This window comes from Yoonia ponticola (assembly GCF_014199395.1).
Lineage (GTDB): Bacteria > Pseudomonadota > Alphaproteobacteria > Rhodobacterales > Rhodobacteraceae > Yoonia > Yoonia ponticola.
In genome coordinates this window covers 220,031-239,481 of record NZ_JACIJM010000004.1, presented here as the reverse complement: position 1 = coordinate 239,481, position 19,451 = coordinate 220,031, and the positions used below count along the sequence as shown (strand labels likewise).

23 protein-coding genes and 1 tRNA gene are annotated in these 19,451 nt (G+C 54.6%); 11 read left to right on the top strand and 13 right to left on the bottom strand.

Annotated elements, in window-relative coordinates:
• The first annotated feature begins 222 nt into the window (after nucleotides 1–222).
• Entirely contained in the window at nucleotides 223–927 is a 705-nt protein-coding gene (locus tag FHS72_RS08540; RefSeq protein ID WP_183528052.1) for a DUF1223 domain-containing protein, read from the top strand.
• Here FHS72_RS08540 and FHS72_RS08535 read toward each other — a convergent pair.
• The 4 genes from FHS72_RS08535 to FHS72_RS08520 all read right to left on the bottom strand — a co-directional run bounded on the left by FHS72_RS08535 (nucleotide 924) and on the right by FHS72_RS08520 (nucleotide 3,630).
• Nucleotides 924–1,811, bottom strand: a complete 888-nt coding sequence (locus FHS72_RS08535; RefSeq protein ID WP_183528050.1) for a lysophospholipid acyltransferase family protein — start codon at nucleotides 1,809–1,811, stop codon at nucleotides 924–926. The two genes, FHS72_RS08540 and FHS72_RS08535, sit on opposite strands and share 4 nt — an antisense overlap.
• Before the next feature lie 5 nt (nucleotides 1,812–1,816).
• Nucleotides 1,817–1,954 (bottom strand): hypothetical protein, encoded by a 138-nt coding sequence (locus FHS72_RS08530; protein WP_183528048.1) that lies wholly within the window; start codon nucleotides 1,952–1,954, stop codon nucleotides 1,817–1,819.
• A gap of 73 nt (nucleotides 1,955–2,027) precedes the next feature.
• Nucleotides 2,028–3,092 (bottom strand): FliG C-terminal domain-containing protein, encoded by a 1,065-nt coding sequence (locus FHS72_RS08525; protein ID WP_183528046.1) that lies wholly within the window; start codon nucleotides 3,090–3,092, stop codon nucleotides 2,028–2,030.
• 43 nt (nucleotides 3,093–3,135) lie between these two features.
• Nucleotides 3,136–3,630 carry an autoinducer binding domain-containing protein gene (locus FHS72_RS08520; protein WP_246414594.1) on the bottom strand — a complete coding sequence of 165 codons (495 nt, stop codon included), beginning with the start codon at nucleotides 3,628–3,630 and terminating at the stop codon, nucleotides 3,136–3,138.
• A gap of 136 nt (nucleotides 3,631–3,766) precedes the next feature.
• Here FHS72_RS08520 and FHS72_RS08515 point away from each other — a divergent pair, with 136 nt between their 5' ends.
• Both FHS72_RS08515 and FHS72_RS08510 read left to right on the top strand, forming a co-directional pair.
• Nucleotides 3,767–4,378 (top strand): helix-turn-helix transcriptional regulator, encoded by a 612-nt coding sequence (locus FHS72_RS08515; RefSeq protein ID WP_183528043.1) that lies wholly within the window; start codon nucleotides 3,767–3,769, stop codon nucleotides 4,376–4,378.
• A 142-nt stretch (nucleotides 4,379–4,520) separates the two neighbouring features.
• On the top strand, nucleotides 4,521–5,174 hold the full coding sequence (locus FHS72_RS08510; protein ID WP_183528041.1) for an acyl-homoserine-lactone synthase: 654 nt from the start codon (nucleotides 4,521–4,523) through the stop codon (nucleotides 5,172–5,174).
• Between the two features lie 233 nt (nucleotides 5,175–5,407).
• Here the strand turns inward: FHS72_RS08510 and purB are convergent, their stop codons facing one another.
• Nucleotides 5,408–6,709: an adenylosuccinate lyase gene (gene purB / locus FHS72_RS08505; protein ID WP_183528039.1), complete on the bottom strand. Its 1,302-nt coding sequence runs from the start codon at nucleotides 6,707–6,709 to the stop codon at nucleotides 5,408–5,410.
• A gap of 88 nt (nucleotides 6,710–6,797) precedes the next feature.
• On the opposite strand from purB, the gene FHS72_RS08500 reads away from it, so the two are divergent.
• Nucleotides 6,798–7,211 carry a DUF6314 family protein gene (locus tag FHS72_RS08500; protein WP_183528037.1) on the top strand — a complete coding sequence of 138 codons (414 nt, stop codon included), beginning with the start codon at nucleotides 6,798–6,800 and terminating at the stop codon, nucleotides 7,209–7,211.
• A 76-nt stretch (nucleotides 7,212–7,287) separates the two neighbouring features.
• Complete coding sequence (locus FHS72_RS08495) at nucleotides 7,288–7,893, top strand: biotin transporter BioY (RefSeq protein ID WP_183528035.1); 606 nt, start codon at nucleotides 7,288–7,290, stop codon at nucleotides 7,891–7,893.
• 261 nt (nucleotides 7,894–8,154) lie between these two features.
• On the opposite strand, the gene FHS72_RS08490 is transcribed toward FHS72_RS08495, so the two are convergent.
• The gene (locus FHS72_RS08490; protein ID WP_183528033.1) at nucleotides 8,155–9,357 is read right to left on the bottom strand and encodes a bifunctional alpha/beta hydrolase/OsmC family protein; all 1,203 of its coding nucleotides are present in this window, start codon (nucleotides 9,355–9,357) and stop codon (nucleotides 8,155–8,157) included.
• Here FHS72_RS08490 and FHS72_RS08485 point away from each other — a divergent pair.
• Both FHS72_RS08485 and FHS72_RS08480 read left to right on the top strand, forming a co-directional pair.
• The gene (locus FHS72_RS08485; RefSeq protein WP_246414592.1) at nucleotides 9,356–10,711 is read left to right on the top strand and encodes a threonine ammonia-lyase; all 1,356 of its coding nucleotides are present in this window, start codon (nucleotides 9,356–9,358) and stop codon (nucleotides 10,709–10,711) included. The genes FHS72_RS08490 and FHS72_RS08485 overlap by 2 nt on opposite strands.
• A gap of 81 nt (nucleotides 10,712–10,792) precedes the next feature.
• Entirely contained in the window at nucleotides 10,793–11,812 is a 1,020-nt protein-coding gene (locus FHS72_RS08480; protein WP_183528031.1) for a hypothetical protein, read from the top strand.
• 83 nt (nucleotides 11,813–11,895) lie between these two features.
• Here FHS72_RS08480 and glnA read toward each other — a convergent pair whose 3' ends face one another.
• The 3 genes from glnA to FHS72_RS08465 form a co-directional block, all read right to left on the bottom strand.
• A complete protein-coding gene (gene glnA / locus FHS72_RS08475) occupies nucleotides 11,896–13,302 on the bottom strand; it encodes a type I glutamate--ammonia ligase (RefSeq protein ID WP_183528029.1) in 1,407 nt (468 codons plus the stop codon).
• Nucleotides 13,303–13,353: 51 nt separating this feature from the next.
• Complete coding sequence (locus FHS72_RS08470; RefSeq protein ID WP_183528027.1) at nucleotides 13,354–13,692, bottom strand: P-II family nitrogen regulator; 339 nt, start codon at nucleotides 13,690–13,692, stop codon at nucleotides 13,354–13,356.
• Between the two features lie 419 nt (nucleotides 13,693–14,111).
• Nucleotides 14,112–14,600 (bottom strand): Hint domain-containing protein, encoded by a 489-nt coding sequence (locus FHS72_RS08465; RefSeq protein ID WP_246414590.1) that lies wholly within the window; start codon nucleotides 14,598–14,600, stop codon nucleotides 14,112–14,114.
• A 156-nt stretch (nucleotides 14,601–14,756) separates the two neighbouring features.
• Here FHS72_RS08465 and FHS72_RS08460 point away from each other — a divergent pair.
• From FHS72_RS08460 to FHS72_RS08450, 3 genes are all read left to right on the top strand, one after another.
• Nucleotides 14,757–14,841 (top strand) — tRNA-Leu (locus FHS72_RS08460).
• A 25-nt stretch (nucleotides 14,842–14,866) separates the two neighbouring features.
• On the top strand, nucleotides 14,867–16,198 hold the full coding sequence (gene tig, locus FHS72_RS08455) for a trigger factor (protein ID WP_183528025.1): 1,332 nt from the start codon (nucleotides 14,867–14,869) through the stop codon (nucleotides 16,196–16,198).
• Nucleotides 16,199–16,364: 166 nt separating this feature from the next.
• The gene (locus FHS72_RS08450; RefSeq protein WP_183528023.1) at nucleotides 16,365–16,841 is read left to right on the top strand and encodes a hypothetical protein; all 477 of its coding nucleotides are present in this window, start codon (nucleotides 16,365–16,367) and stop codon (nucleotides 16,839–16,841) included.
• A gap of 33 nt (nucleotides 16,842–16,874) precedes the next feature.
• Here the strand turns inward: FHS72_RS08450 and FHS72_RS08445 are convergent, their stop codons facing one another.
• Nucleotides 16,875–17,408 (bottom strand): GFA family protein, encoded by a 534-nt coding sequence (locus FHS72_RS08445; protein WP_183528021.1) that lies wholly within the window; start codon nucleotides 17,406–17,408, stop codon nucleotides 16,875–16,877.
• 186 nt (nucleotides 17,409–17,594) lie between these two features.
• Here FHS72_RS08445 and FHS72_RS08440 point away from each other — a divergent pair, with 186 nt between their 5' ends.
• On the top strand, nucleotides 17,595–18,134 hold the full coding sequence (locus FHS72_RS08440; protein ID WP_183528019.1) for a cytochrome b: 540 nt from the start codon (nucleotides 17,595–17,597) through the stop codon (nucleotides 18,132–18,134).
• A gap of 83 nt (nucleotides 18,135–18,217) precedes the next feature.
• Here FHS72_RS08440 and rplI read toward each other — a convergent pair whose 3' ends face one another.
• The 3 genes from rplI to rpsF are packed head-to-tail and all read right to left on the bottom strand — an operon-like array spanning nucleotide 18,218 to nucleotide 19,435.
• Entirely contained in the window at nucleotides 18,218–18,814 is a 597-nt protein-coding gene (gene rplI / locus FHS72_RS08435; protein ID WP_183528017.1) for a 50S ribosomal protein L9, read from the bottom strand.
• Nucleotides 18,815–18,826: 12 nt separating this feature from the next.
• Nucleotides 18,827–19,054, bottom strand: coding sequence for a 30S ribosomal protein S18 (gene rpsR / locus FHS72_RS08430; protein WP_055293050.1), 228 nt, complete (start codon nucleotides 19,052–19,054; stop codon nucleotides 18,827–18,829).
• 24 nt (nucleotides 19,055–19,078) lie between these two features.
• Complete coding sequence (gene rpsF / locus FHS72_RS08425; protein WP_183528015.1) at nucleotides 19,079–19,435, bottom strand: 30S ribosomal protein S6; 357 nt, start codon at nucleotides 19,433–19,435, stop codon at nucleotides 19,079–19,081.
• Nucleotides 19,436–19,451 lie beyond the last annotated feature (16 nt).

Below are 19,451 nucleotides of genomic sequence, written 5' to 3'. Positions count from 1 at the left end.
AGATTTGGCTTGCTTTGGCTTTTGCACCAAGGGGTGCGGGGGATCAAGTCTTATTTTGTATACCGTTGCACACAATGGAGCCTCCGTTGTATACCACGGTACAAATGCGTGTCCTTTCGGGCGCGTTTCACAAGTATGACAGTGTCCTCGCGATTGGTTGATTGGCCTGTGGCGGTGACTTTCCCTAGATATAGCATACACGCTAACAAAATGAGACCAACAATGCGCCACGTTTTGCAGACCGCCGCCCTGATGACATCTTGCCTTGCAGCCCCCGCAGTGGCGGATATGTCGCCTGTTGTGGTGGAACTCTTTACGTCGCAAGGTTGCTCGTCCTGCCCGCCAGCAGACGCAATGCTAACGGAACTGGCCGCGCGTGACGACGTGATCGCCTTGGCGCTACATGTTGATTACTGGGATTATATTGGTTGGAAAGACGTGTTCGCGCAACCTGCCCATACCTTGCGCCAGCAAGATTATGCACGGGCGACGGGTGACACGACGATATACACACCGCAGTTTGTTGTGGCGGGCAAAGACTTTGTTGTTGGTGCACGTGGCATGGCTGTGGTTGATTTGATTGCAGAGCATCGCGGACATGAAAACCCTGTCGCAGTGGCGCTGGATTGGTCCGGCGATACGTTGACGGTGGACGCCGAATTTGAAGCGGTGCCTGTGGATGGTGACTATGTTGTCCAGCTTGTTCGCATTCTGCCAGAGCAAACCGTCGACATTGTGCGCGGCGAAAATGCCGGAAAAACAATCGTTTATTCCAACGTAGTCCAGTCCATTGACGTATTGGGCGAGTGGGACGGGACCAGCCCTGTCAGCTACGAGGCGGATGTGACCGATGCAGAGCAAGTCGCGGTGATTGTGCAGCTTGGCACCAACGGGCCTGTTGTGGGCGCGGCTAAAATCAACAACTAAGACTTGGGCGTCTTGGGCTGTTTCCAACGGCGATGCACCCAGAACCATTGCGACGGCGTGGCGGTGATCCGCGCTTCGAGCCGTTTTGTCATCTCAGCCATCATGGCGTCGGGCGTATCGGGTGCAATCGGGGCTTCGACATGCACGTCAAAGCCAAAACCGTCGGGTTTACGAATACCGAAATAGGGAATCACTTCGGCGTTAAAGCGTAACGCGAGATCTGCCGCCGATGTGGCTGTGCGGGCAGCATGGCCCATGAACGGGATGTTAATGCCGCCGCTATTGGCCACATCAAACAAGAGCGTCGCCATGCCGCCGGATTTCAGATGTTTTGCAAAACCGATGGTGCCTTGGCGGCCTTGGGCGAACACAGGCCCGCCCCATGACGACATGGTTTTGGCGTAGTGGGCGTTGAAATGCGGGTTTGCCATCGGGCGGTAGAGGCCACCAATGGTGAGGCCGGTTTGGGTCAGAACGTGACGCGGGGCTTCGTGGTTGCCGATATGGCCCGTCACAAAAATCACCGGTTTATTGGTCGCACGAGCGTTTTCCAGCGCGTTCAGCCCGTCGCCCGTTGGGGCAGTTTCTGCGAGGCGTGGGCCAAATTCGCGCCAGCTGTAGTTTTCGATCAAGGTCCGGCCAAAGTTATCGCAGACGGCAGTGGCCATTGCGCGGCGGTCCTCTGGCGTTTGATCGGGGTAGACCATCGCAAGGTTGGTTTCGGCGCGTTTTCGGTAGCCGCTGATCGGTCCAATCCCGTTGGCGACAATCCGGCCCATGGTGCGCACGCGCTTTTCATAGGGCAGGCGCATCACTGTGCCCAACATGCCGCGCAGCACACGGTCGGTCAGCCAATCGGCAGTTGTCGCGGGTCTTAGTTCCATGCGGTTTAGTCCAGTGCCCGTGACATGCGGGGGCTGCTGGGGGCGCCCAAGGCGGTCAGTGCGTTAGTGTAGCGTCGCGCGATGAAGGCGTCGCGGCCAATGGCGTGCCAGCCTGTGCCGATTGGGGTTGTGTTCTTTGTCATGCGGCTAGGATACCTGAGGACAACGCAGAGTGTCCATCGCCGATGCAGGTGGCGCGGTTATTCCCCGCTTTCGCTAGTCCCCGTCTTCATCGTCGTCATCCGTTGACAGGTACGTAATCCCACCTTCGTCGGCCAAGGCCCGCACCGCGCTTGTCACAGCGTTCATCGCGGCTTCGCCTGCTTTGCGTTTGATCGGGCCTAACTCTTCGATCGCTTCGCGGATTGCGCTCGCCATGCGTTGCGACATGTTCGACAGGATGTATTCCGCGCCAGCAGCCTCGGCGTCAGAGCCCGCGAGTGCTGCACCAACAGCCATGTTCAACTGATCCGCGTCCACGCCTCGGATACAGGCGGGGATATCGGTGCCTTTGACCCGTGTAGAGATGTCGGCGAAGGTAAAGATGTTCTTGCGCACGTTGTCTGCGAATGTCGGGTCGTCGCCGTTCAGCGCGGTTAACACATCTTCGCGAGTCATTGCGGGGCTGGTGTTCAGGATCGCGCCAAGGCGGGCGTCAGGGCCGCGATTAAAGGCGATGGTCGATTTATGGCAGTGGTCGCGCATCAACGCCTTGCCGATGTTCAGAACCGCATCAGGTGAGACTTGCGAGGTTTGCGACATACCAAAGCTGATCCTGCGCGCGCGATCACCGGGCAGTTTACCCAACACGGTTGCGGCCTTGGTCACGGGCAGCTTGGACAGGACAATCGCGCCGATATGGGTGCTTTCGGCTTCCATCAAGCTGACCAATTCATCTTCGGTCAGGGCTGTGATCATGGGCCAAGGGTCACCATTTTGCGAGGCGATGATTTCAGCGCGCAGCCGTTCAGCAAGGGCAGGGCTGATTTTATCGCCCAACTCGTCGAGGGCTTGCAAGGTGCTGCCGGGGGCGATCAATCCAATCGAATCCAGCTCTTTGAGAAATTCGGCAGCGACGGCTGCAACCGTCGGCTTATCAACCAACCGGATTGCACCGAGTTCGTGCGCGAGTGCCGCCTGCAGTTTTTCCGGCATCCGCGTTAGCGGGATACCGCTGCCGTCACGGAACAGCATTTGCACGATAAGCGCAGCTTTTCTGCGGCGTGTTAAGCCGCCAGACTGCGCGTGGGATGGGGATTTGATTTGGCCAAGATGTTGCATGGCCCTGTTGTGTCACTTCGTCCTGAACAAAGCGTAAAGATTATCAACTATCCGACGGATGTGTGTAAAGAACTGACATCTCTTTGAGAGCCGCTGCCGTTTCAGGCGAAAGCGATTGCAGATTGTCGGTCAGCGCATGGATATCATTCAGATGGCCCATGATCTCGTCGGTTTCTTCTTGGGTGAATTCGCGCTTATCGCAGGCACAGGCACAAAAACTAGGGCTCGTGTCGTTACCCAAGGCGCAAATCAGACCGTAATTCAGATTGTGCTCTGCTGCGGCCTTAAACACGCCAGCGGTGTCCATATACGCAAGCTCTGTCCACGTTCGCACACCGCGATTTTCAAAGCCCCAGTGCACAGCAGGGTCGGACATCACGTAGCCACGTTTTGTGTAAACATCGAGCCATTTGCGGTCATATGTCTGGAACAAAAACGTAGGCGTCGTGAACCGAACATGCAGCGCCATCGCAAATCCCATCGGGGCTAAGGCCATGAGAGCGGCCAATTTGTTTTGGATTTCAGCCTGTCCAGCCATTTAATCGAACTCGCTTTATAGTTGCCTGAGCCGCATTAACCTTTATACGATGCTAATACGCCCATGAATTTCAGTGTACCTTGGTTAGTGTGGATGTGTTAGTGCTTTTTTTGAGTGGGGCTCAATAGGATAATCGATGGAACGGTTGTTAACCCCCGAAGATCTAGGCCAACTTGCACCTGCTGGATTTCACATCGCACTGCGTATTGGCTTTGCTTTTCCGTTGGAAGAGGAAAACGCGTTCCCCGTCCCTTGGGTTGAACATTACACCTCTCAACGCTTCATGCTTTTCGATCCGGTGATCCGCTGGGTCTATGGCGGCACTGCTGTGATGTCGCGCTGGAGCGAGATCGAGCTAGATGATCCGCGCCGCGTTCTGGCCCAAGCCCAAACATTTGGTCTGCGCTACGGTGCGGCTGTCGCTGTGACGGATAAAACCACCGCCGGATTGCGGTCGTTTGGATCGTTCGCGCGCAATGACCGCGAGTTCAACGATCTAGAGATTCGTCTGCTCTTGGCCTTCATCCAACGTCGCCACGAAGAGACCGCACCACCGTCGAATCTGACCCGTGCAGAGCTCGAAGTGTTGCTGATGATTAAGGACGGCAAACGGATTAAGCAGGTCGCTCATGAATTGGGCGTCAGCGAAGGTGCAATCAAGCAGAGGTTGAAGAACGCCAAGCTAAAAATGGGTGCAAAAACAGGCCCTCAAGCTGCCGCAATGGCGTCCCAATTTGGCCTTATTTGAATAGATGTTTAACTAAAAAAACAATTTTCCAAATGATCTTAAATAGTTAATGCAACTTTGGCGTTAGGGGCATTAACCATAAATTTATTTAAAAACAGCGCTAAAATGCTATGCGTGGGCTCTCAATAATGGAGAGGCTATCATGGAAAACATCACTTTTAATCTCGCGAACATGCACCAGCACGGTCCAGCGTTTTTTGAATTTCTTGCTCTGCGCAAGAAGTTCTTCGTCGACAATTTGGGGTGGGATATCCCGCACGACGACGCCCACGAGATGGACCAGTATGACAACCCTACGGCGAGCTATTCGCTCGTTCTGCAGGACGGAAAAGTCATCGGCGGCGCACGTGTTATGCCGACAACTTCGCAGTGGGGAACGCACACTTACATGCTGCGTGACGCGGTGCAGGGCAAGCTGATCGACATCCCGTCAACCATCATGAGCGACGACATTGTCGACGCTGATATGTGGGAATGTACCCGCCTTGTGATGTGCGACGGTGTGCGCACTCATGCTGAGCGTAGCATGTGTTTGCGCATGGTTGTGGACGGTCTGATCGACCTCGCAAACGAGAAGGGCGCGACCAAATTGATGTGTCTTTCGACCTTGGCGATGATGCGCGCTTTGCGTCAGTTGGGCTACGATGCCGAGCGTATGGGAGAGACATTCCTGAACGATGGTGACGGTCGTCGTTACGCCGTTCTGGGCATGTCAGCTGCGCGTCAGACTGCGTTTGTACCGACTGCGACACACCGTCCGCAACCACAGCCATTGCACGCGCCATCTAAGGTATAATTTTACCTTTAAGACATCAGACGGGGGGCAATCTGCTGCCCCCCGTCGACGCTGATTATGCAAGGATTGGGACCGAATCAAGAGGGCTGTAAAAGGCCGTCTGCACAGGAATGTGGCGATTCGATGTCCGGTTTTGACGCCGATGACCGGCGATATGGGCCTCAAAGTTCACGTCTAAGGTGAATCCCCGAAGGGAACACTCAGACGCGAACGCTGAAAAACGGGTGGCTAAATTAACCAAATACCCGCTTGAAGATCGTGTCGACGTGTTTGGTGTGGTAGCCAAGATCGAACTTTTCTTTGACTTCTTCCGCCGACAGGGCCGCCAGAACGTCCGCATCACCGAGCAATTCGGTTTGGAAGTCTTTGCCTTCTTCCCAAACCTTCATCGCATTGCGCTGTACCAGCTTGTAGCTGTCCTCGCGGCTGACACCAGCTTGGGTCAGGGCCAGAAGCACGCGCTGGGACATCACAAGGCCGCGGAACTTGTTCATGTTCGCCAGCATGTTGTCGGGGTAGATCACCAATTTCTCGATCATGCCTGCCAGACGGTTCAACGCAAAGTTCAGCGTGATTGTGGTGTCCGGCCCGATTGTCCGCTCAACAGAGGAATGCGAGATATCGCGTTCGTGCCAAAGCGTGACGTTTTCCATCGCAGGTGTGACGGACATACGCACCAGACGCGCGAGGCCTGTCAGGTTTTCGGTCAGCACGGGGTTGCGTTTGTGTGGCATCGCGGACGAGCCTTTTTGACCCTTAGAGAAAAACTCTTCGGCTTCAAGGACTTCGGTACGCTGCATGTGGCGGACTTCGGTGGCGATGTTTTCCATCGAGGATGCGATCACGCCGAGCGTGGCAAAGAACATCGCGTGACGGTCGCGCGGGATGACTTGGGTTGAAATCGGCTCTGGTGTCAGGCCCATTTTCTCGCAGACGTGTGCTTCGACGGATGGGTCGATGTTTGCAAACGTCCCAACAGCACCGGACACAGCACCTGTCGAGATTTCGTCGCGGGCAGTTTTAAGGCGTGTCAGGCCACGGTCCATTTCGGCATAGAACCGTGCAAATGTCAGCCCCATGGTGGTCGGTTCGGCGTGGATGCCGTGGGAACGACCAATGCGGATCGTGTCTTTGTGTTCCAGCGCACGGGATTTCAGAGCGGCCAGAACGCGTTCCATGTCCTTGATCAGGATGTCGGATGCGCGGACAAGCTGCACATTAAATGTGGTGTCCAGCACGTCGGAAGACGTCATGCCTTGGTGAACAAAGCGGGCTTCGTCGTTGCCGATGATATCCGCGAGATGCGTCAGAAATGCGATGACGTCGTGTTTTGTGACCGCTTCAATCGCGTCAATCTTGGCCACGTCGAATTCAACGTCCTTGGCTTTCCACACCGCGTCCGCGTTTTCCTGCGGGATCACACCGATGGCGGCTTGGGCATCACAGACGTGTGCCTCGATCTCGTACCAGATGCGGAATTTTGTCTCTGGGGACCAGATGGCAGTCATTTCAGGGCGGGAATAACGTGGGATCATGAGGATCAGGCCTTTTGTGAATGGGCAACAGCGTTCACGGGCGTCATAAGGCGGTGGGGCCTCAGGCTCAAGTAGGAGACGACAGAACATGCTGACAGCGACGGATTTTGCAGGCGATTGGCGGCTTGCGCGGGTGATTACGGACCGGCACAGCGGCATGGACGGGACATTGGCTGGCATGGCGACGCTATCAGGGCTGGGTGCTGATCTGCGGTACGACGAGACGGGGCGGCTGACGTTGAAATCCGGTCCCGTGATGGAGGCGACGCGGTCCTATCTATGGTATATCGGGGCAGGGTTGGTGACGGTGAAATTTGGCGATGGTGCTGATTTTCATAGCTTTGTGCCCGCAGGCCAAGCCCCCGGCACGACGCATCTGTGCGGTGCGGATCTGTATGACGTGACCTATGATTTTCGCGATTGGCCGCGTTGGCGCGCCACATGGACGGTGCGTGGGCCGCGCAAGGATTACACGTCGGTGTCCGATTACACGCCCGACTGATCGCGCAAACGTCTTGCATGTGCAGCATGGCTCGGCGATAAGTTTGACAACGGATAACAAAAACGGGGGAATGCCAATGGCACTCGCACTCAACGATAAAGTTCTGATCGACACATTTGCGAATAACGAAGGCGCTATGCGCCGCGCGAAACAAGCGATCATGGTGGTGCTTGGCGTCGCCGTTCTGGCGCTGACTGCTAAAATGCAGTTCTTCATTCCGGGCAATCCTGTGCCTGTGACACTGACTACATTTGCTGTGCTGACAATTGGCGCGGGCTACGGCGCACGTCTTGGCGCGTTGACAGTTGCGGGCTACCTGGCACTTGGCCTGATGGGCATGGACGTGTTTGCGGGATCATCCGCTGAAAACGCAGGTCTGGTCTACATGATGGGCGGCACAGGCGGCTACCTTGTTGGATATATGCTGGCGGCTTTGGCGCTGGGTGTTGCAGCACGCAAAGGCTGGGACCGCAATGTTGTGACCATGGGGCTGGCGATGCTGGTTGGTTCCGCATTGGTCTACATCCCGGGCCTGTTGTGGCTGCACCAGTTCGCATCCGGTTGGGAGCAAACACTGGCATGGGGCATCACGCCGTTCTTGATCGGTGACGCGCTGAAATTGGCACTGGCAGCATTGATCGTTCCAGCACTGTGGAAGCTGATCGGCAACGCACGCAGCTAAGCGCACCCATGGTTTGAGACCGCGAATTTTCGCGAAAATTCGTTCGATTTTTCTAGAAAAATCGGGGTCAAATGACAGGTGATTGAAAGGCGCAGCTTTGGCTGCGCCTTTTTTGTTTTGGGTTTGGCTATCGGTGGACATGTGGGTTTTGGAATGTCCTGCAGCCTCCGGCGGGGAGTTCAAGCTGTCTCGCAAATGATCCGGGGGATCATTTGAGGCGCAGAACGGGCAAAGCCCCGAAGAAGTCAAAGAAGCTTGGTGTTACGCCAGTGTTGTGACGATCTCGTTTGTCCGTTCTAGGGTTTTGTGGACGGGACATTTGTCTGCGATTTCGAGCAGTCGTGTTCGTTGGTCGTCGTCGAGGTCGCCCTGCAGGTGGATGGTCCGTGTGAAACAGTCGATTTTGTCGCCTTGTGCGCTGTCAGTCGCGTGGCATTTGCCGTGGTCGACATCGACGCTGACGCTGTCCAGAGGCCAGCCTTTGCGTCGCGCGTACATGCGGATTGTCATGGAGGTGCACGCCCCGAGGCCCGCCGACAGCAATCCGTAAGGCGAGGGGCCTGTGTCGGTGCCGCCGAGCTTTACGGGTTCATCTGCGGTCAATGTATGCCCGCCCGTTGTGATCGTTTGTGCAAATCCGCTGGCGTCGTTTTCGGTCACGCGCAGGATGCCTTCGGGGGCTTTGGGTGTTGCTGGCTTGGCCTGTTGCGGCAGGTAGCGGCGCGACCATGCGGTGATGACCTCGACGGCGTAGTCCGCGTCGGCGGCACTTGAGAGCAGGTGGTCGGCGTCGTCTAATGTGACAAAGCTTTTGGGGTGTTTGGCTGCGAGGAAGATTTCGCTCGCGTTCTCGATACCCACAACCGTGTCGCGGGGGGCGTGCAGGACCAGCAGGGCCGCCTTGAGTTTCGCGAGTGCCGGTTTCAAATCGCTGGTGGCCACATCGTCGACAAAGCCTTTGCCGATGTTCAGGGACCGCCCGCCGAGGTCAACTGCCGCGACGCCGTGCTCTTTGATCGTAGCCAGCGCCGCGCCAAAGTTGTGCGTTACGTGGCCCGGATCAGCAGGCGCGCCGATGGTCACGACACCTTTGATTGACGCGATATCGGGGGCCGCGCGTAGCACCGCCGCCCCGCCGAGCGAGTGGCCGATCAACAGCGACGGCGTCATGCCGCGCCGCGCGAGTTCTGACACGGCAGCATGTAGATCGGCGACGTTCGAGCTGAATGTCGTGGTCTCGAATGCGCCCTCGGAATTGCCCAGACCTGTAAAGTCGAACCGCAAAACGGCGATACCGTGATCGGCCAAACCAGCCGCCACGCGCCGCGCCGCTATGATGTCTTTCGAGCAGGTGAAGCAATGCGCGAACAACGCAACGGCCCGTGGTTTGCCCGCGGGCAAGTCCAACCGCGCGGCAAGCATTTCGCCGGAATGGCCTGGAAATGTGAATTTTTCGGTCTGCATGGACGGCCTCTTTGATCTGATGTTGGGGCTTTGGTGCCGTGTGGCGCGGCGTTGCGCAATCTTTGCGTCGTCATGTCACGCGATGGTGACGTTTGTTGCGGTTTTGGCTAGGGTCGCGGAAAATGCCCCCACGTCCCCCAAGGAGATCGCCGTGACTGTCACGCTCGCCCACATCCAAGCCACCCATGCCGCGATCAAATCGGCCACGATTGAAACGCCATTGGTGCGGGCGACGCGGTTGTCGCAGCACCTTGGGATTGATCTGTACCTCAAATTAGAGAACCTCCAGCACACCAATGCGTTCAAGGCGCGGGGTGCTTTGGGCAAGCTGCTGACCCTGCCGGATGACGCCCGCGCGGCGGGTGTGATTGCCTGTAGCGCGGGCAACCACGCCCAAGGGCTAGCCTATCACGCGACCCGTCTTGGCATTCCATCCGTGATTGTGATGCCCGAGGGGACGCCGTTTAATAAGGTCAAACGGACCAAGGATCTGGGGGCCGAGGTGGTGATCCACGGTGTTGGTTTCGACGATTCCGTGCAGTTCACGCTTGATCTGGCGGCGGAACGCGGCATGACCTTTGTGCATCCGTTTGATGATCCGGATGTGGTTGCGGGGCAGGGTACTGTGGCGCTGGAAATGCTCGCGCAGGAACCTGATCTGGATTGTATCGTGGTGCCGATTGGCGGCGGTGGTTTGATCGCTGGCATGGCCATTGCGGCGAAGGGGCTAAAGCCACAGATCGAAGTGATTGGCGCACAGGCCCATTTGTTTGACGCGGTGAAGGCGGACTTTGATCAATCTGGCACGCATTTCGGCGGGGCGACCTTGGCCGAAGGGATCGCGGTGAAATCGCCTGCACCTGCGAATTTAGCGGTGATCCACGACCTTGTGGACCGCGTGGATTCCGCCGCTGAAGTCGAGATTGAACAGGCGGTGTTTGATCTGGTCTCTGTCGAAAAACTGGTGGCCGAAGGGGCTGCGGGCGCGGGCCTTGCGGTGATCAAAAACAACCTCGCCAAGTTTGCAGGCAAAAAAGTCGGCTTGCTGATCTGCGGCGGTAATATCGACAGTCGGGTGCTGTCCACGCTGATCCTGCGCGGGTTGATGCGCGACGGACGAATCACGCGTCTGGTGTTTGAAATTGCGGACACGCCGGGGCAATTGGCGCAGATTTCGCAAATCATCGGGGACGCAGGGGCCAACGTGATCGAAGTGATCCACCAGCGCATGATGCAATCGGTCTCGCTGAAACAGGCGGAGCTAGAGGTGGTGATCGAGGCGCGGGACCAGTTCCATGTGGACGAGATACTGGGGGAATTGGAGGGTGCAGGGCTGCGGGTGCGGGTGGCTTGACGATGCGCGGATGTCAAGTGAATTTTGAATGAGAAATTTGTATCGTAGAATCTAGTGTAAGCTAAAAGGTTGAGCAGACGTATGAGCCGCAGCAAAGCAAAGACCACCATACTGAATTGGTATGACAAAGGAGAACCGACCAAAGCGGATCGAGCGCTATTCGCAAAAGATATTGATCTCTTTTTTGAAGAACTTTCGGCGCGGGAACACTGGGGAGAGTGCTTGTCAACTTGCCTGAGAGATAGTGTTGAAACCAAATTCTCCATGGGTACGAAAAACTGGCGTGCGGATCCAACTAATAGCGGATTGGTCGTCACTACAATAGTACCGGGGTGGGGTTATGGCTGGAGAAAGGTTTTCAAGAATGAAATGTCAGAAGACTTTTTCACATGGTTAGGACATTTCTGCAGGCAGTATATTCATCGTGCTATGATCTGCAAAGTACTCATGGCAGCGTGGGAAAAAGATGGTGATATTTTACATCCGTTTGGATTTCGGAGTTCGTCGATACGCTTCGATGACACTGATGGCTCAAAAGCTGAAGTCTTAGTTTCGGAGGCATCAAAATTAATCGAGGAATGTGGCGCACCGCAATTTGGTTCAAAAAAATTTCAGTCAAGATGGTTACAACGAAATACACTTGATCCGTCCGTCCACCAAGGAATCTCACACTTCCTAAGGGCACAAAGCCTTTTAAAAGCTGGCTTTGAAATTGAAGCGCTTGTTGCGTTGGACTGCACGATCCAGTCCCTGCAAAATATGGACTGGAGTTGGGCAAGCGGCAATCCAAAACGCAGTCGCAGAGATCTTTGTCGAGTGCTTGGCTTCGGTGTTCCTACTCAAGATCTTTCTGAAGAAATATATTTTCTTCGAAATCAGTTTGGCGCACATGCTGGAGGTTGGCGTTGGTGGGATACCGGTGAGCATTTGGGAGATGATGTGTGTGAAAGGGGAGCGCGTTTAGCTAGTAGAGTGCTTCGAAAAGCTGCTGACATTGAACCAGAGCATCGGACTATCGAACCAAATCCAGAAAATTGGGCTAAATGGTTAGAGCAGAACTTTGATGCGATTTGGACCGCTGTTTGGTTCAAGGACCCCTAGTAGTCTCAACGATTGTTCGCTCGCAAGATGTACAAAAAAGGCGCCCCGCTGGGACGCCTTTCTTCATTTCAAACCACTGCCGATTAGCAGGAGTAGTACAGTTTGTACTCAACTGGGTGTGGTGTGTGCTCGTATTCGAACACTTCGTCCCACTTCAGGCCGATGTAGCCGTCGAGTTGGTCTTTGGTGAACACGTCGCCTGCGAGCAGGTAGTCGTGATCCGCTTCCAACGCTTCAAGTGCTTCGCGCAGGCTGCCGCAAACTGTTGGGATTTCCGCCAGTTCTTCTGGTGGTAGATCGTAGAGATCTTTGTCAGATGCTGCACCCGGGTCGATTTTGTTTTTGATGCCGTCGAGGCCAGCCATCATCAGTGCGGCGAAGCACAGGTATGGGTTGGCTGCTGGATCAGGGAAACGTGCTTCGACGCGTTTTGCTTTGGGGGATTCGGCCCAAGGAATACGCACCGCACCCGACCGGTTAGACGCAGAGTAAGCGCGCAGAACTGGTGCTTCGAAACCTGGGATCAAACGCTTGTAAGAGTTTGTCGTCGGGTTTGTGATCGCGTTCAAGGATTTCGCGTGCTTCAGGATACCGCCGATGAAGTACAATGCTTCTTGTGACAGATCAGCGTATTTGTCGCCTGCGAACAGTGGCTTGCCGTCTTTCCAGATCGACATGTTCACGTGCATACCAGTGCCGTTATCGCCAGCGATTGGCTTTGGCATGAATGTCGCGGATTTGCCGTAAGCTTGGGCGACGTTGTGCACAACGTACTTATACTTTTGGATTTCGTCGGCTTGGTGGGTCAGTGTGCCAAAGATAAGGCCAAGCTCGTGCTGGCAAGACGCCACTTCGTGGTGGTGCTTGTCGACCTTCATACCCATGCGTTTCATGGTGGAAAGCATCTCGCCGCGCATGTCTTGTGCGTCGTCGATTGGGTTGACGGGGAAGTAGCCGCCTTTGATGCCCGGACGGTGGCCAGTGTTGCCCATCTCGTATTCGGTGTCTGTGTTCCAAGATGCGTCAATCGCGTCAACTTGGTAGGATACTTTGTTGATGCCAACAGAGAAGCGCACGTCGTCAAAGACGAAGAATTCTGCTTCTGGGCCAAAGTATGCTGTGTCGCCGATACCGGACGCGATCAGGTATGCTTCGGCTTTGGTAGCAGATCCGCGTGGGTCGCGTGAATATGCTTCGCCAGTGTCCGGCTCAACCACGTTACAGTGGATGCAAAGTGTTTTCTCTGCATAGAACGGGTCAAGGTAGGCGCTGCTTGCTTGTGGCATCAGCTTCATGTCGGACTGGTCAATGGATTTCCAACCAGCGATGGACGAGCCATCAAACATCAGTCCTTCTTCGAGAAAATCTTCGTCAACCAGATCAGCAATCATCGTGACGTGCTGCAACTTGCCGCGCGGGTCAGTGAAACGCACGTCGACGTATTCGACGCCTTCGTCTGCGATCAGTTTGAGAACAGCTTTGTTGTCCATCTTTAGGTCCTTTAGTTTCGTAACTTTTAGAGGTTGATTGTGTGGTGCGGCTTACAGGGCGTCGTCGCCTTGTTCACCGGTCCGAATACGAATGGCTTGTTCAACAGGCGAGACAAAGATTTTACCGTCGCCGATTTTGTCAGTCTTGGCCGCGCCGATGATCGCCTCAATAGCGTCATCAACTTGGTCATCAGCGAGAACGATCTCGATTTTCACCTTTGGCAGAAAATCGACGACGTATTCAGCGCCGCGGTATAATTCAGTGTGGCCCTTCTGGCGGCCAAAGCCTTTGACTTCGACGACGCTCAGGCCTTGGACACCAACGTCCTGTAGGGCCTCTTTCACTTCGTCGAGTTTGAATGGCTTGATGATGGCTTCGATCTTTTTCATTGGCCGCGACTCCCCTTCATATATTCCCCATTGCTCAGATCATTTCTGTGCGAGAGGGACAATTCAACCGCTGTGTTTGGGCTGCTCTAAAGGGGTAATTTCTGGAGGGTGCCTAATTTTTGTGCAAATGGGCGTAAATGTGGGCTGTTTGCAAAGTCTATCTGCTGAAGTGCTGATCGATGCCCGTTTGCCTGCTTAAATTGGTAGCGTCCGGTGCGTCTAGGGCCGCGCCAGTCCGGCGTCTGTTCCGGCGTTGCTATCGTCACGTCAAATCAGCCGCATCTGCGCGATGACTGTCGTGTCGATACGCCAAGAGATTCGGTTTGAAAATGAAACTGGCGGTCAGACATGAAAAAAGACGCGTGGGGGACACGCGCCTTTTGTCATTTTGATCGGTTGGGATGGCCTGCGCGGGAGGGTTATGCGCCTGCAATCATCTCAATTCCGTCAGCGTAAACGATGTGTTCGCGGTCGAAGATGATGTGGTAAACGGCCATTTCACAAGTCTCGGCAACGGTCAGGAATTCGCCGTCAACCAAACGTGCGGCAGGCACGCTTGCCGCGGCTTTGCCGAACAAGGCTTCAGCGCGCCAGTCGCGGATGTGCAGTTTCGCACCGGCAGTCACAACCATATCGCGGTCAGGGCGTGTGTGGCCAAGCGACCCTGCTTTGATGCTGATCGGCTGAACCAGTTGTTTTGAAACGGAAATTTCTTTGATAACGCTCATGCCGCTGTCGCGGGTGATGACACGATCGCCAACAGACAGATGCTCGATCGGCATTTCGCCGTCCAGCGTCATGATAGACGTGCCAGCGCAGATGCCAGTTTGAACGGCTACTTTAGTCTTTGTTGGTGCCGCTGTGGCTGTCATCTCGGTGTGCATTTCGTAGTCCCCTGATACGTTCATTTTGTTGCTTGCAGGTGTGTTGGCCAAATGTGGCAGCAATACGTTTATGCATGGTTTATTTTTGGATGATTTTTCTGCTCGCATCCCAGTCAAACCTTTGCTAGATAGCGGCCAACCTAGAGGGGCAGGCCCTAAAACCTGCCCCTTTTGATCAATGCGGGTGTGGCGGAATTGGTAGACGCACCAGATTTAGGTTCTGGCGCCGCGAGGCGTGGGGGTTCGAGTCCCTTCACCCGCACCAAAGGATAGAAGTAGAAGGAAATTCCATGCAGGTCACTGAGACCCTCAACGAAGGCCTGAAACGCGGCTACGCGATTACGGTAACAGCAGCTGAACTTGATGCAAAAGTTGTTGAAAAGCTGAAAGAAGCCCAGCCAGAAGTGGAAATGAAGGGTTTTCGTAAGGGTAAAGTCCCGATGCCAATGCTGCGCAAGCAGTTTGGGCAGCGCGTTATGGGCGAAGCCATGCAAGAATCCATCGACGGCGCAATGTCCGAGCACATGGAAAAATCCGGTGATCGTCCAGCAGCACAGCCAGAAATGGTTATGGCCGACAAAGACTGGAAAGAGGGCGACGACGTTCTGGTGAACGTGTCCTACGAGAAACTTCCAGACGTGCCTGAAACAGATTTCTCAGCGATCAAGCTTGAGCGTATGGTTGTCAAAGCGGACGACGAATCTGTGCAAGAAGCATTGGATAACCTTGCGACCAACGCACAAAACTTTGAAGACCGCAAAAAAGGCTCTAAAGCCAAAGACGGCGATCAAGTGACGTTCGATTTCCTTGGTAAAGTAGACGGCGAAGCCTTTGAAGGTGGCGCTGCTGAAGATTACCCACTGGTTCTCGGCTCTAACTCGTTCATCCCGGGCTTCGAAGAAGGTCTGGTTGGCGTGAAAGCTGGCGACGAGAAAGACGTCGAAGTGTCTTTCCCAGATGATTACCAAGCAGCGCACCTCGCTGGTAAAGCGGCTGTGTTTGAATGCAAAATCAAAGCGGTAAAAGAGCCTAAAGCGGCTGAAATCAACGACGAGATGGCCAAGCAATTCGGCGCTGAAGATCTTGCTGCGTTGAAAACTCAGATCACTGAGCGTCTTGAAGCAGAATACGCAGGCGCTGCACGCGCGGTGACAAAGCGTGCATTGCTTGATGCGCTTGACGGTGTGGTTGACTTTGAACTGCCAGAATCACTTGTTGAAGCTGAAGCAGGTCAAATCGCGCACCAGCTGTGGCACGAAGAAAACCCAGAGGTTGAAGGCCACGATCACCCTGAAATCGAGACAACTGACGAGCACAAGAAGCTTGCAGCACGTCGCGTGAAATTGGGTCTGTTGTTGGCTGACATCGGCCAAAAAGCCAACGTTCAGGTGTCCGATTCTGAAATGACACAAGCGATCATGAACCAGGCACGTCAGTACCCGGGTCAGGAAAAGCAGTTCTTTGAATTCGTGCAGCAGAACGCACAGTTCCGTCAGCAGCTTCAAGCGCCAATGTTCGAAGACAAAGTTGTGGATCACATCTTTGATGCGGCATCCGTGACTGAAAAAGAAGTCAGCAAAGACGATCTGCAAGCGGCAGTTGAAAAGCTCGAAGAAGAGTAAATTCAAACGCAACACGATTTTGAAAAGGCGTCCCATCTGGGGCGCCTTTTTTCATTAACCATCGGAAAAGTATGGATAACCTGACTAATTCCCCGTGGATTAATGGTTCTCAGGTCGATTTTTGTCGGTTAGCCTTGGCTCACGAAGTTTGGTTAAGGAACATATTATGAAGACAGTTTTACTATCCGCAGTTGCGGCTCTGGGTTTGGGTACGAGTGCAATGGCTTGTCCGAATTTCAACATGCAGGCCGCGGAATCTTTTGCGGCATCCGGCGCTCAATTACGAGCGGCAAAGACCTTTAACGTTGTGGCTGGTGGCGAAAATTACGTCTGGAATTGCTCGAATGTACGTCCAGGCACGGATCAAGGGGCAGGGTACTTTACCTCGCAGCCTGATTTCTCGTTTGAATTGAGCGGCATGGCCGGCATGCGTTTGGTCGTGAGTGCGGTCAGCGAATGCGATTCGGCGTTGCTGATCAACACATCCTCGGCCAACTGGTATTATGACGACGATGATAACGGCAATCTTGACCCGAAAATCACGCTGACACGTCCGGTTGACGGCCGCATCGACATCTGGATGGGCACATATGACGGCGAATATTGTAACGCCAACCTGCGTTTGGAAACTTTCGCGCGTTAATGGTCTGCGATGGGCCGCGATTCGTGTCGCGGCCTAATCTAACGGCGGGGTTTCTGGCACCGCTGGCACGCGAAATCCCATCGCGATCCATGCGCCCATGAGTTTCGCATAAAACCCCAAGCTGTGTTTTTTCGGGTTCGGCACATCGTCCGGCAGTGTCACGGAATCGGGTAGATCACCCGCCATCGTCCGCATGTCCAGCGGTGGCCGCGCGTCATCAGGCCAAAGTCCGGCGTAGATACTCAGCCAATGACCCTGCAAAAACTCCAAGAAAATCGGTGTGTTACAACACGTTGCGACAACGCGCCGCGTCTTTGCATCGGGCGACATACGGATTTCGCGTAGGGTCTCGACGCCCGACACAAACCGCACCCGATCCTTGCGATACATCACAAATGGCGTCGTTTCATAATCCGTTAAGACCTGTGGCGCAGCCTGCAGTTTCTGAAGTTTCAAACCACTGACCCGACACGACGTGCAGCAACATTCGACGCTGGCAATCGGCGATCCGATCACATCAATACAGGTCTGCCCGCAGGTACATTTCAGAGAAGTTGTTTCTGTCATGCTTTGTCTTTTCCCATGCAGCACCTGTCAGATGATACTGCCCAAAGTCATGCACGCGCGTAAAGACATTTCATCGCGGCCGATTTGCCGCATTTGCGCAGCACCCGTGAAAAAGCTAGATTCGTGGCGACGGGATATGCGGCGACATCCGTATTACGACGAAACATCTTAACGAGGCGGACAGCTATGACCAAACTTTCAGATACTCCAAATCGATTCGGCCTCGTTAGCCGTATATTTCATTGGGGTATGGCCGCTTTATTCGCGATGCAATTCCTGTCAGCCGCCGCACATTGGGCGCTGCCTCGTGAAAACGCGCTGCGCGAAACGCTCTGGAGTTATCACACAAATCTTGGCGCCACGCTGTTCATGCTGGTTCTGCTTCGCGGGATTTGGGGGCTTTTGAACATGAAAAACCGTCCTGCGCATGTGGGCGGCGTAATGGGGAAGGCGGCGAAATTCGGGCAGGCGGGGCTCTACGCTTTTATGATTATCGTGCCGGCAGTCCGGTTACTCGCGGCGTTTGGCAGTAAACGCGGTTTCAGCTATTTCGGGATGCAGGTCTTTCCGCCACGCGAAACCGCAATCGCGTGGACACAGGCCGCTGCCGAATGGCACGGCGAAATGGGCTGGATTTTGGTGGCGCTGGTGCTGGGACATATTGCGATGGCGATCGTTTGGCACAGGTTGATCCAGCGTGATGATGTTTTGAAACGCATGGCCTGATCCGCCCGACGCCACATTCATCCACCCAACAAAAAAGGCCGCAGCATCCGCTACGGCCTTTTCCAATTCTAAAACGATAAGACTTAGTCTTCGGAAGCAGGTGCTTCGCCGTCGTCGTCCATCTGCGCGCCGCCGATATCGTCGAACAGCTCGTTGATTTCGAACTCAGCAGCAGCTTCTTCTTCGGCAGCCAATTCTTGGATCGACTTGCCTGCAGCTTGCAGTTCAGCTTCTTCAGTTGAACGTGCAACGTTCAATGTGATTTCAGCAGCAACTTCTGGGTGAAGGTTCACGGTTGCAGTGTGCAGACCAAGATCCTTGATACCAGCAGCCAACACAACCTGACGTTTGTCGATTGTGAAACCGTCAGCTTCTGCCGCGTCGGAGATGTCACGTGGTGTGACAGAACCGTACAACGAACCCGCATCAGACGCAGAGCGAATGATGATGAAAGACTGACCATCGAGCTTTTCAGCCAATGATTCTGCTTCTTTTTTGGTTTCGAGGTTGCGTGCTTCGAGTTGTGCTTTTTCAGCTTCGAAACGTGCCATGTTGGCAGCATTTACGCGCAGTGCTTTGCCCTGTGGCAGCAGGAAGTTACGTGCGTAACCTTGCTTAACAGAAACAACTTCGCCCATTTGGCCAAGCTTTGCGACGCGCTCAAGTAGGATAACATCCATTGTGGGTACTCCTTACTTAACAGCGTATGGCAGCAGGGCAAGGAAACGCGCGCGTTTGATCGCACGAGCGAGCGCACGCTGGTTCTTGGCACCAACAGCTGTAATACGGGCTGGAACAATTTTACCGCGCTCAGAGATGTAGCGCTGCAAAAGGCGAGTGTCTTTATAGTCGATCTTAGGGGCGTTTTCGCCCTCAAACGGATCAGACTTACGACGACGGAAAAATGGTTTAGTAGCCATGATTAATGTCCTTTCCTGATCCGATTAGCGACGTTCACGTGGACCGCGGTCCCGCTCGTCACGTTTTTGCATTTGAGCCGATGGGCCTTCTGCATGTACGTCGACCTTGATGGTCAAGACGCGCATGACGTCTTCGTGCAGACGCATCAGGCGCTCCATTTCTTGAATAGCAGGTGCAGGTGCATCTGTACGCAAGAAGGCATAGTGGCCTTTACGGTTCTTGTTAATTTTGTAGGCCATCGTTTTGACGCCCCAGTATTCGTTCTCGACCAGCTTACCGCCGTTGTCGGACAGAACCGTACCGAAGTGTTCGATCAGGCTTTCTGCTTGCGTGGCAGACAAATCCTGCCGTGCAATCATAACATGCTCATATAGCGGCATGCGATCTCCATTCATG

Bases quoted from the DNA above. Each gene is read 5' to 3' on its own strand.
- FHS72_RS08540 (WP_183528052.1), top strand. From the start codon at position 223: ATGCGCCACGTTTTGCAGACCGCCGCCCTGATGACATCTTGCCTTGCA.
- FHS72_RS08470 (WP_183528027.1), bottom strand. From the start codon at position 13,692: ATGAAAAAGATCGAAGCCATCATCAAGCCATTCAAACTCGACGAAGTG.
- FHS72_RS08535 (WP_183528050.1), bottom strand. From the start codon at position 1,811: ATGGAACTAAGACCCGCGACAACTGCCGATTGGCTGACCGACCGTGTG.
- FHS72_RS08440 (WP_183528019.1), top strand. From the start codon at position 17,595: ATGACCAAACTTTCAGATACTCCAAATCGATTCGGCCTCGTTAGCCGT.
- FHS72_RS08520 (WP_246414594.1), bottom strand. From the start codon at position 3,630: ATGGCTGGACAGGCTGAAATCCAAAACAAATTGGCCGCTCTCATGGCC.
- FHS72_RS08445 (WP_183528021.1), bottom strand. From the start codon at position 17,408: ATGACAGAAACAACTTCTCTGAAATGTACCTGCGGGCAGACCTGTATT.
- glnA (WP_183528029.1), bottom strand. From the start codon at position 13,302: ATGGACAACAAAGCTGTTCTCAAACTGATCGCAGACGAAGGCGTCGAA.
- FHS72_RS08515 (WP_183528043.1), top strand. From the start codon at position 3,767: ATGGAACGGTTGTTAACCCCCGAAGATCTAGGCCAACTTGCACCTGCT.
- FHS72_RS08480 (WP_183528031.1), top strand. From the start codon at position 10,793: ATGAGCCGCAGCAAAGCAAAGACCACCATACTGAATTGGTATGACAAA.
- FHS72_RS08450 (WP_183528023.1), top strand. From the start codon at position 16,365: ATGAAGACAGTTTTACTATCCGCAGTTGCGGCTCTGGGTTTGGGTACG.
- tig (WP_183528025.1), top strand. From the start codon at position 14,867: ATGCAGGTCACTGAGACCCTCAACGAAGGCCTGAAACGCGGCTACGCG.
- FHS72_RS08465 (WP_246414590.1), bottom strand. From the start codon at position 14,600: ATGAACGTATCAGGGGACTACGAAATGCACACCGAGATGACAGCCACA.
- FHS72_RS08525 (WP_183528046.1), bottom strand. From the start codon at position 3,092: ATGCAACATCTTGGCCAAATCAAATCCCCATCCCACGCGCAGTCTGGC.
- FHS72_RS08500 (WP_183528037.1), top strand. From the start codon at position 6,798: ATGCTGACAGCGACGGATTTTGCAGGCGATTGGCGGCTTGCGCGGGTG.
- FHS72_RS08530 (WP_183528048.1), bottom strand. From the start codon at position 1,954: ATGACAAAGAACACAACCCCAATCGGCACAGGCTGGCACGCCATTGGC.
- rplI (WP_183528017.1), bottom strand. From the start codon at position 18,814: ATGGATGTTATCCTACTTGAGCGCGTCGCAAAGCTTGGCCAAATGGGC.
- rpsF (WP_183528015.1), bottom strand. From the start codon at position 19,435: ATGCCGCTATATGAGCATGTTATGATTGCACGGCAGGATTTGTCTGCC.
- FHS72_RS08490 (WP_183528033.1), bottom strand. From the start codon at position 9,357: ATGCAGACCGAAAAATTCACATTTCCAGGCCATTCCGGCGAAATGCTT.
- FHS72_RS08495 (WP_183528035.1), top strand. From the start codon at position 7,288: ATGGCACTCGCACTCAACGATAAAGTTCTGATCGACACATTTGCGAAT.
- FHS72_RS08485 (WP_246414592.1), top strand. From the start codon at position 9,356: ATGGACGGCCTCTTTGATCTGATGTTGGGGCTTTGGTGCCGTGTGGCG.
- FHS72_RS08510 (WP_183528041.1), top strand. From the start codon at position 4,521: ATGGAAAACATCACTTTTAATCTCGCGAACATGCACCAGCACGGTCCA.
- rpsR (WP_055293050.1), bottom strand. From the start codon at position 19,054: ATGGCTACTAAACCATTTTTCCGTCGTCGTAAGTCTGATCCGTTTGAG.
- purB (WP_183528039.1), bottom strand. From the start codon at position 6,709: ATGATCCCACGTTATTCCCGCCCTGAAATGACTGCCATCTGGTCCCCA.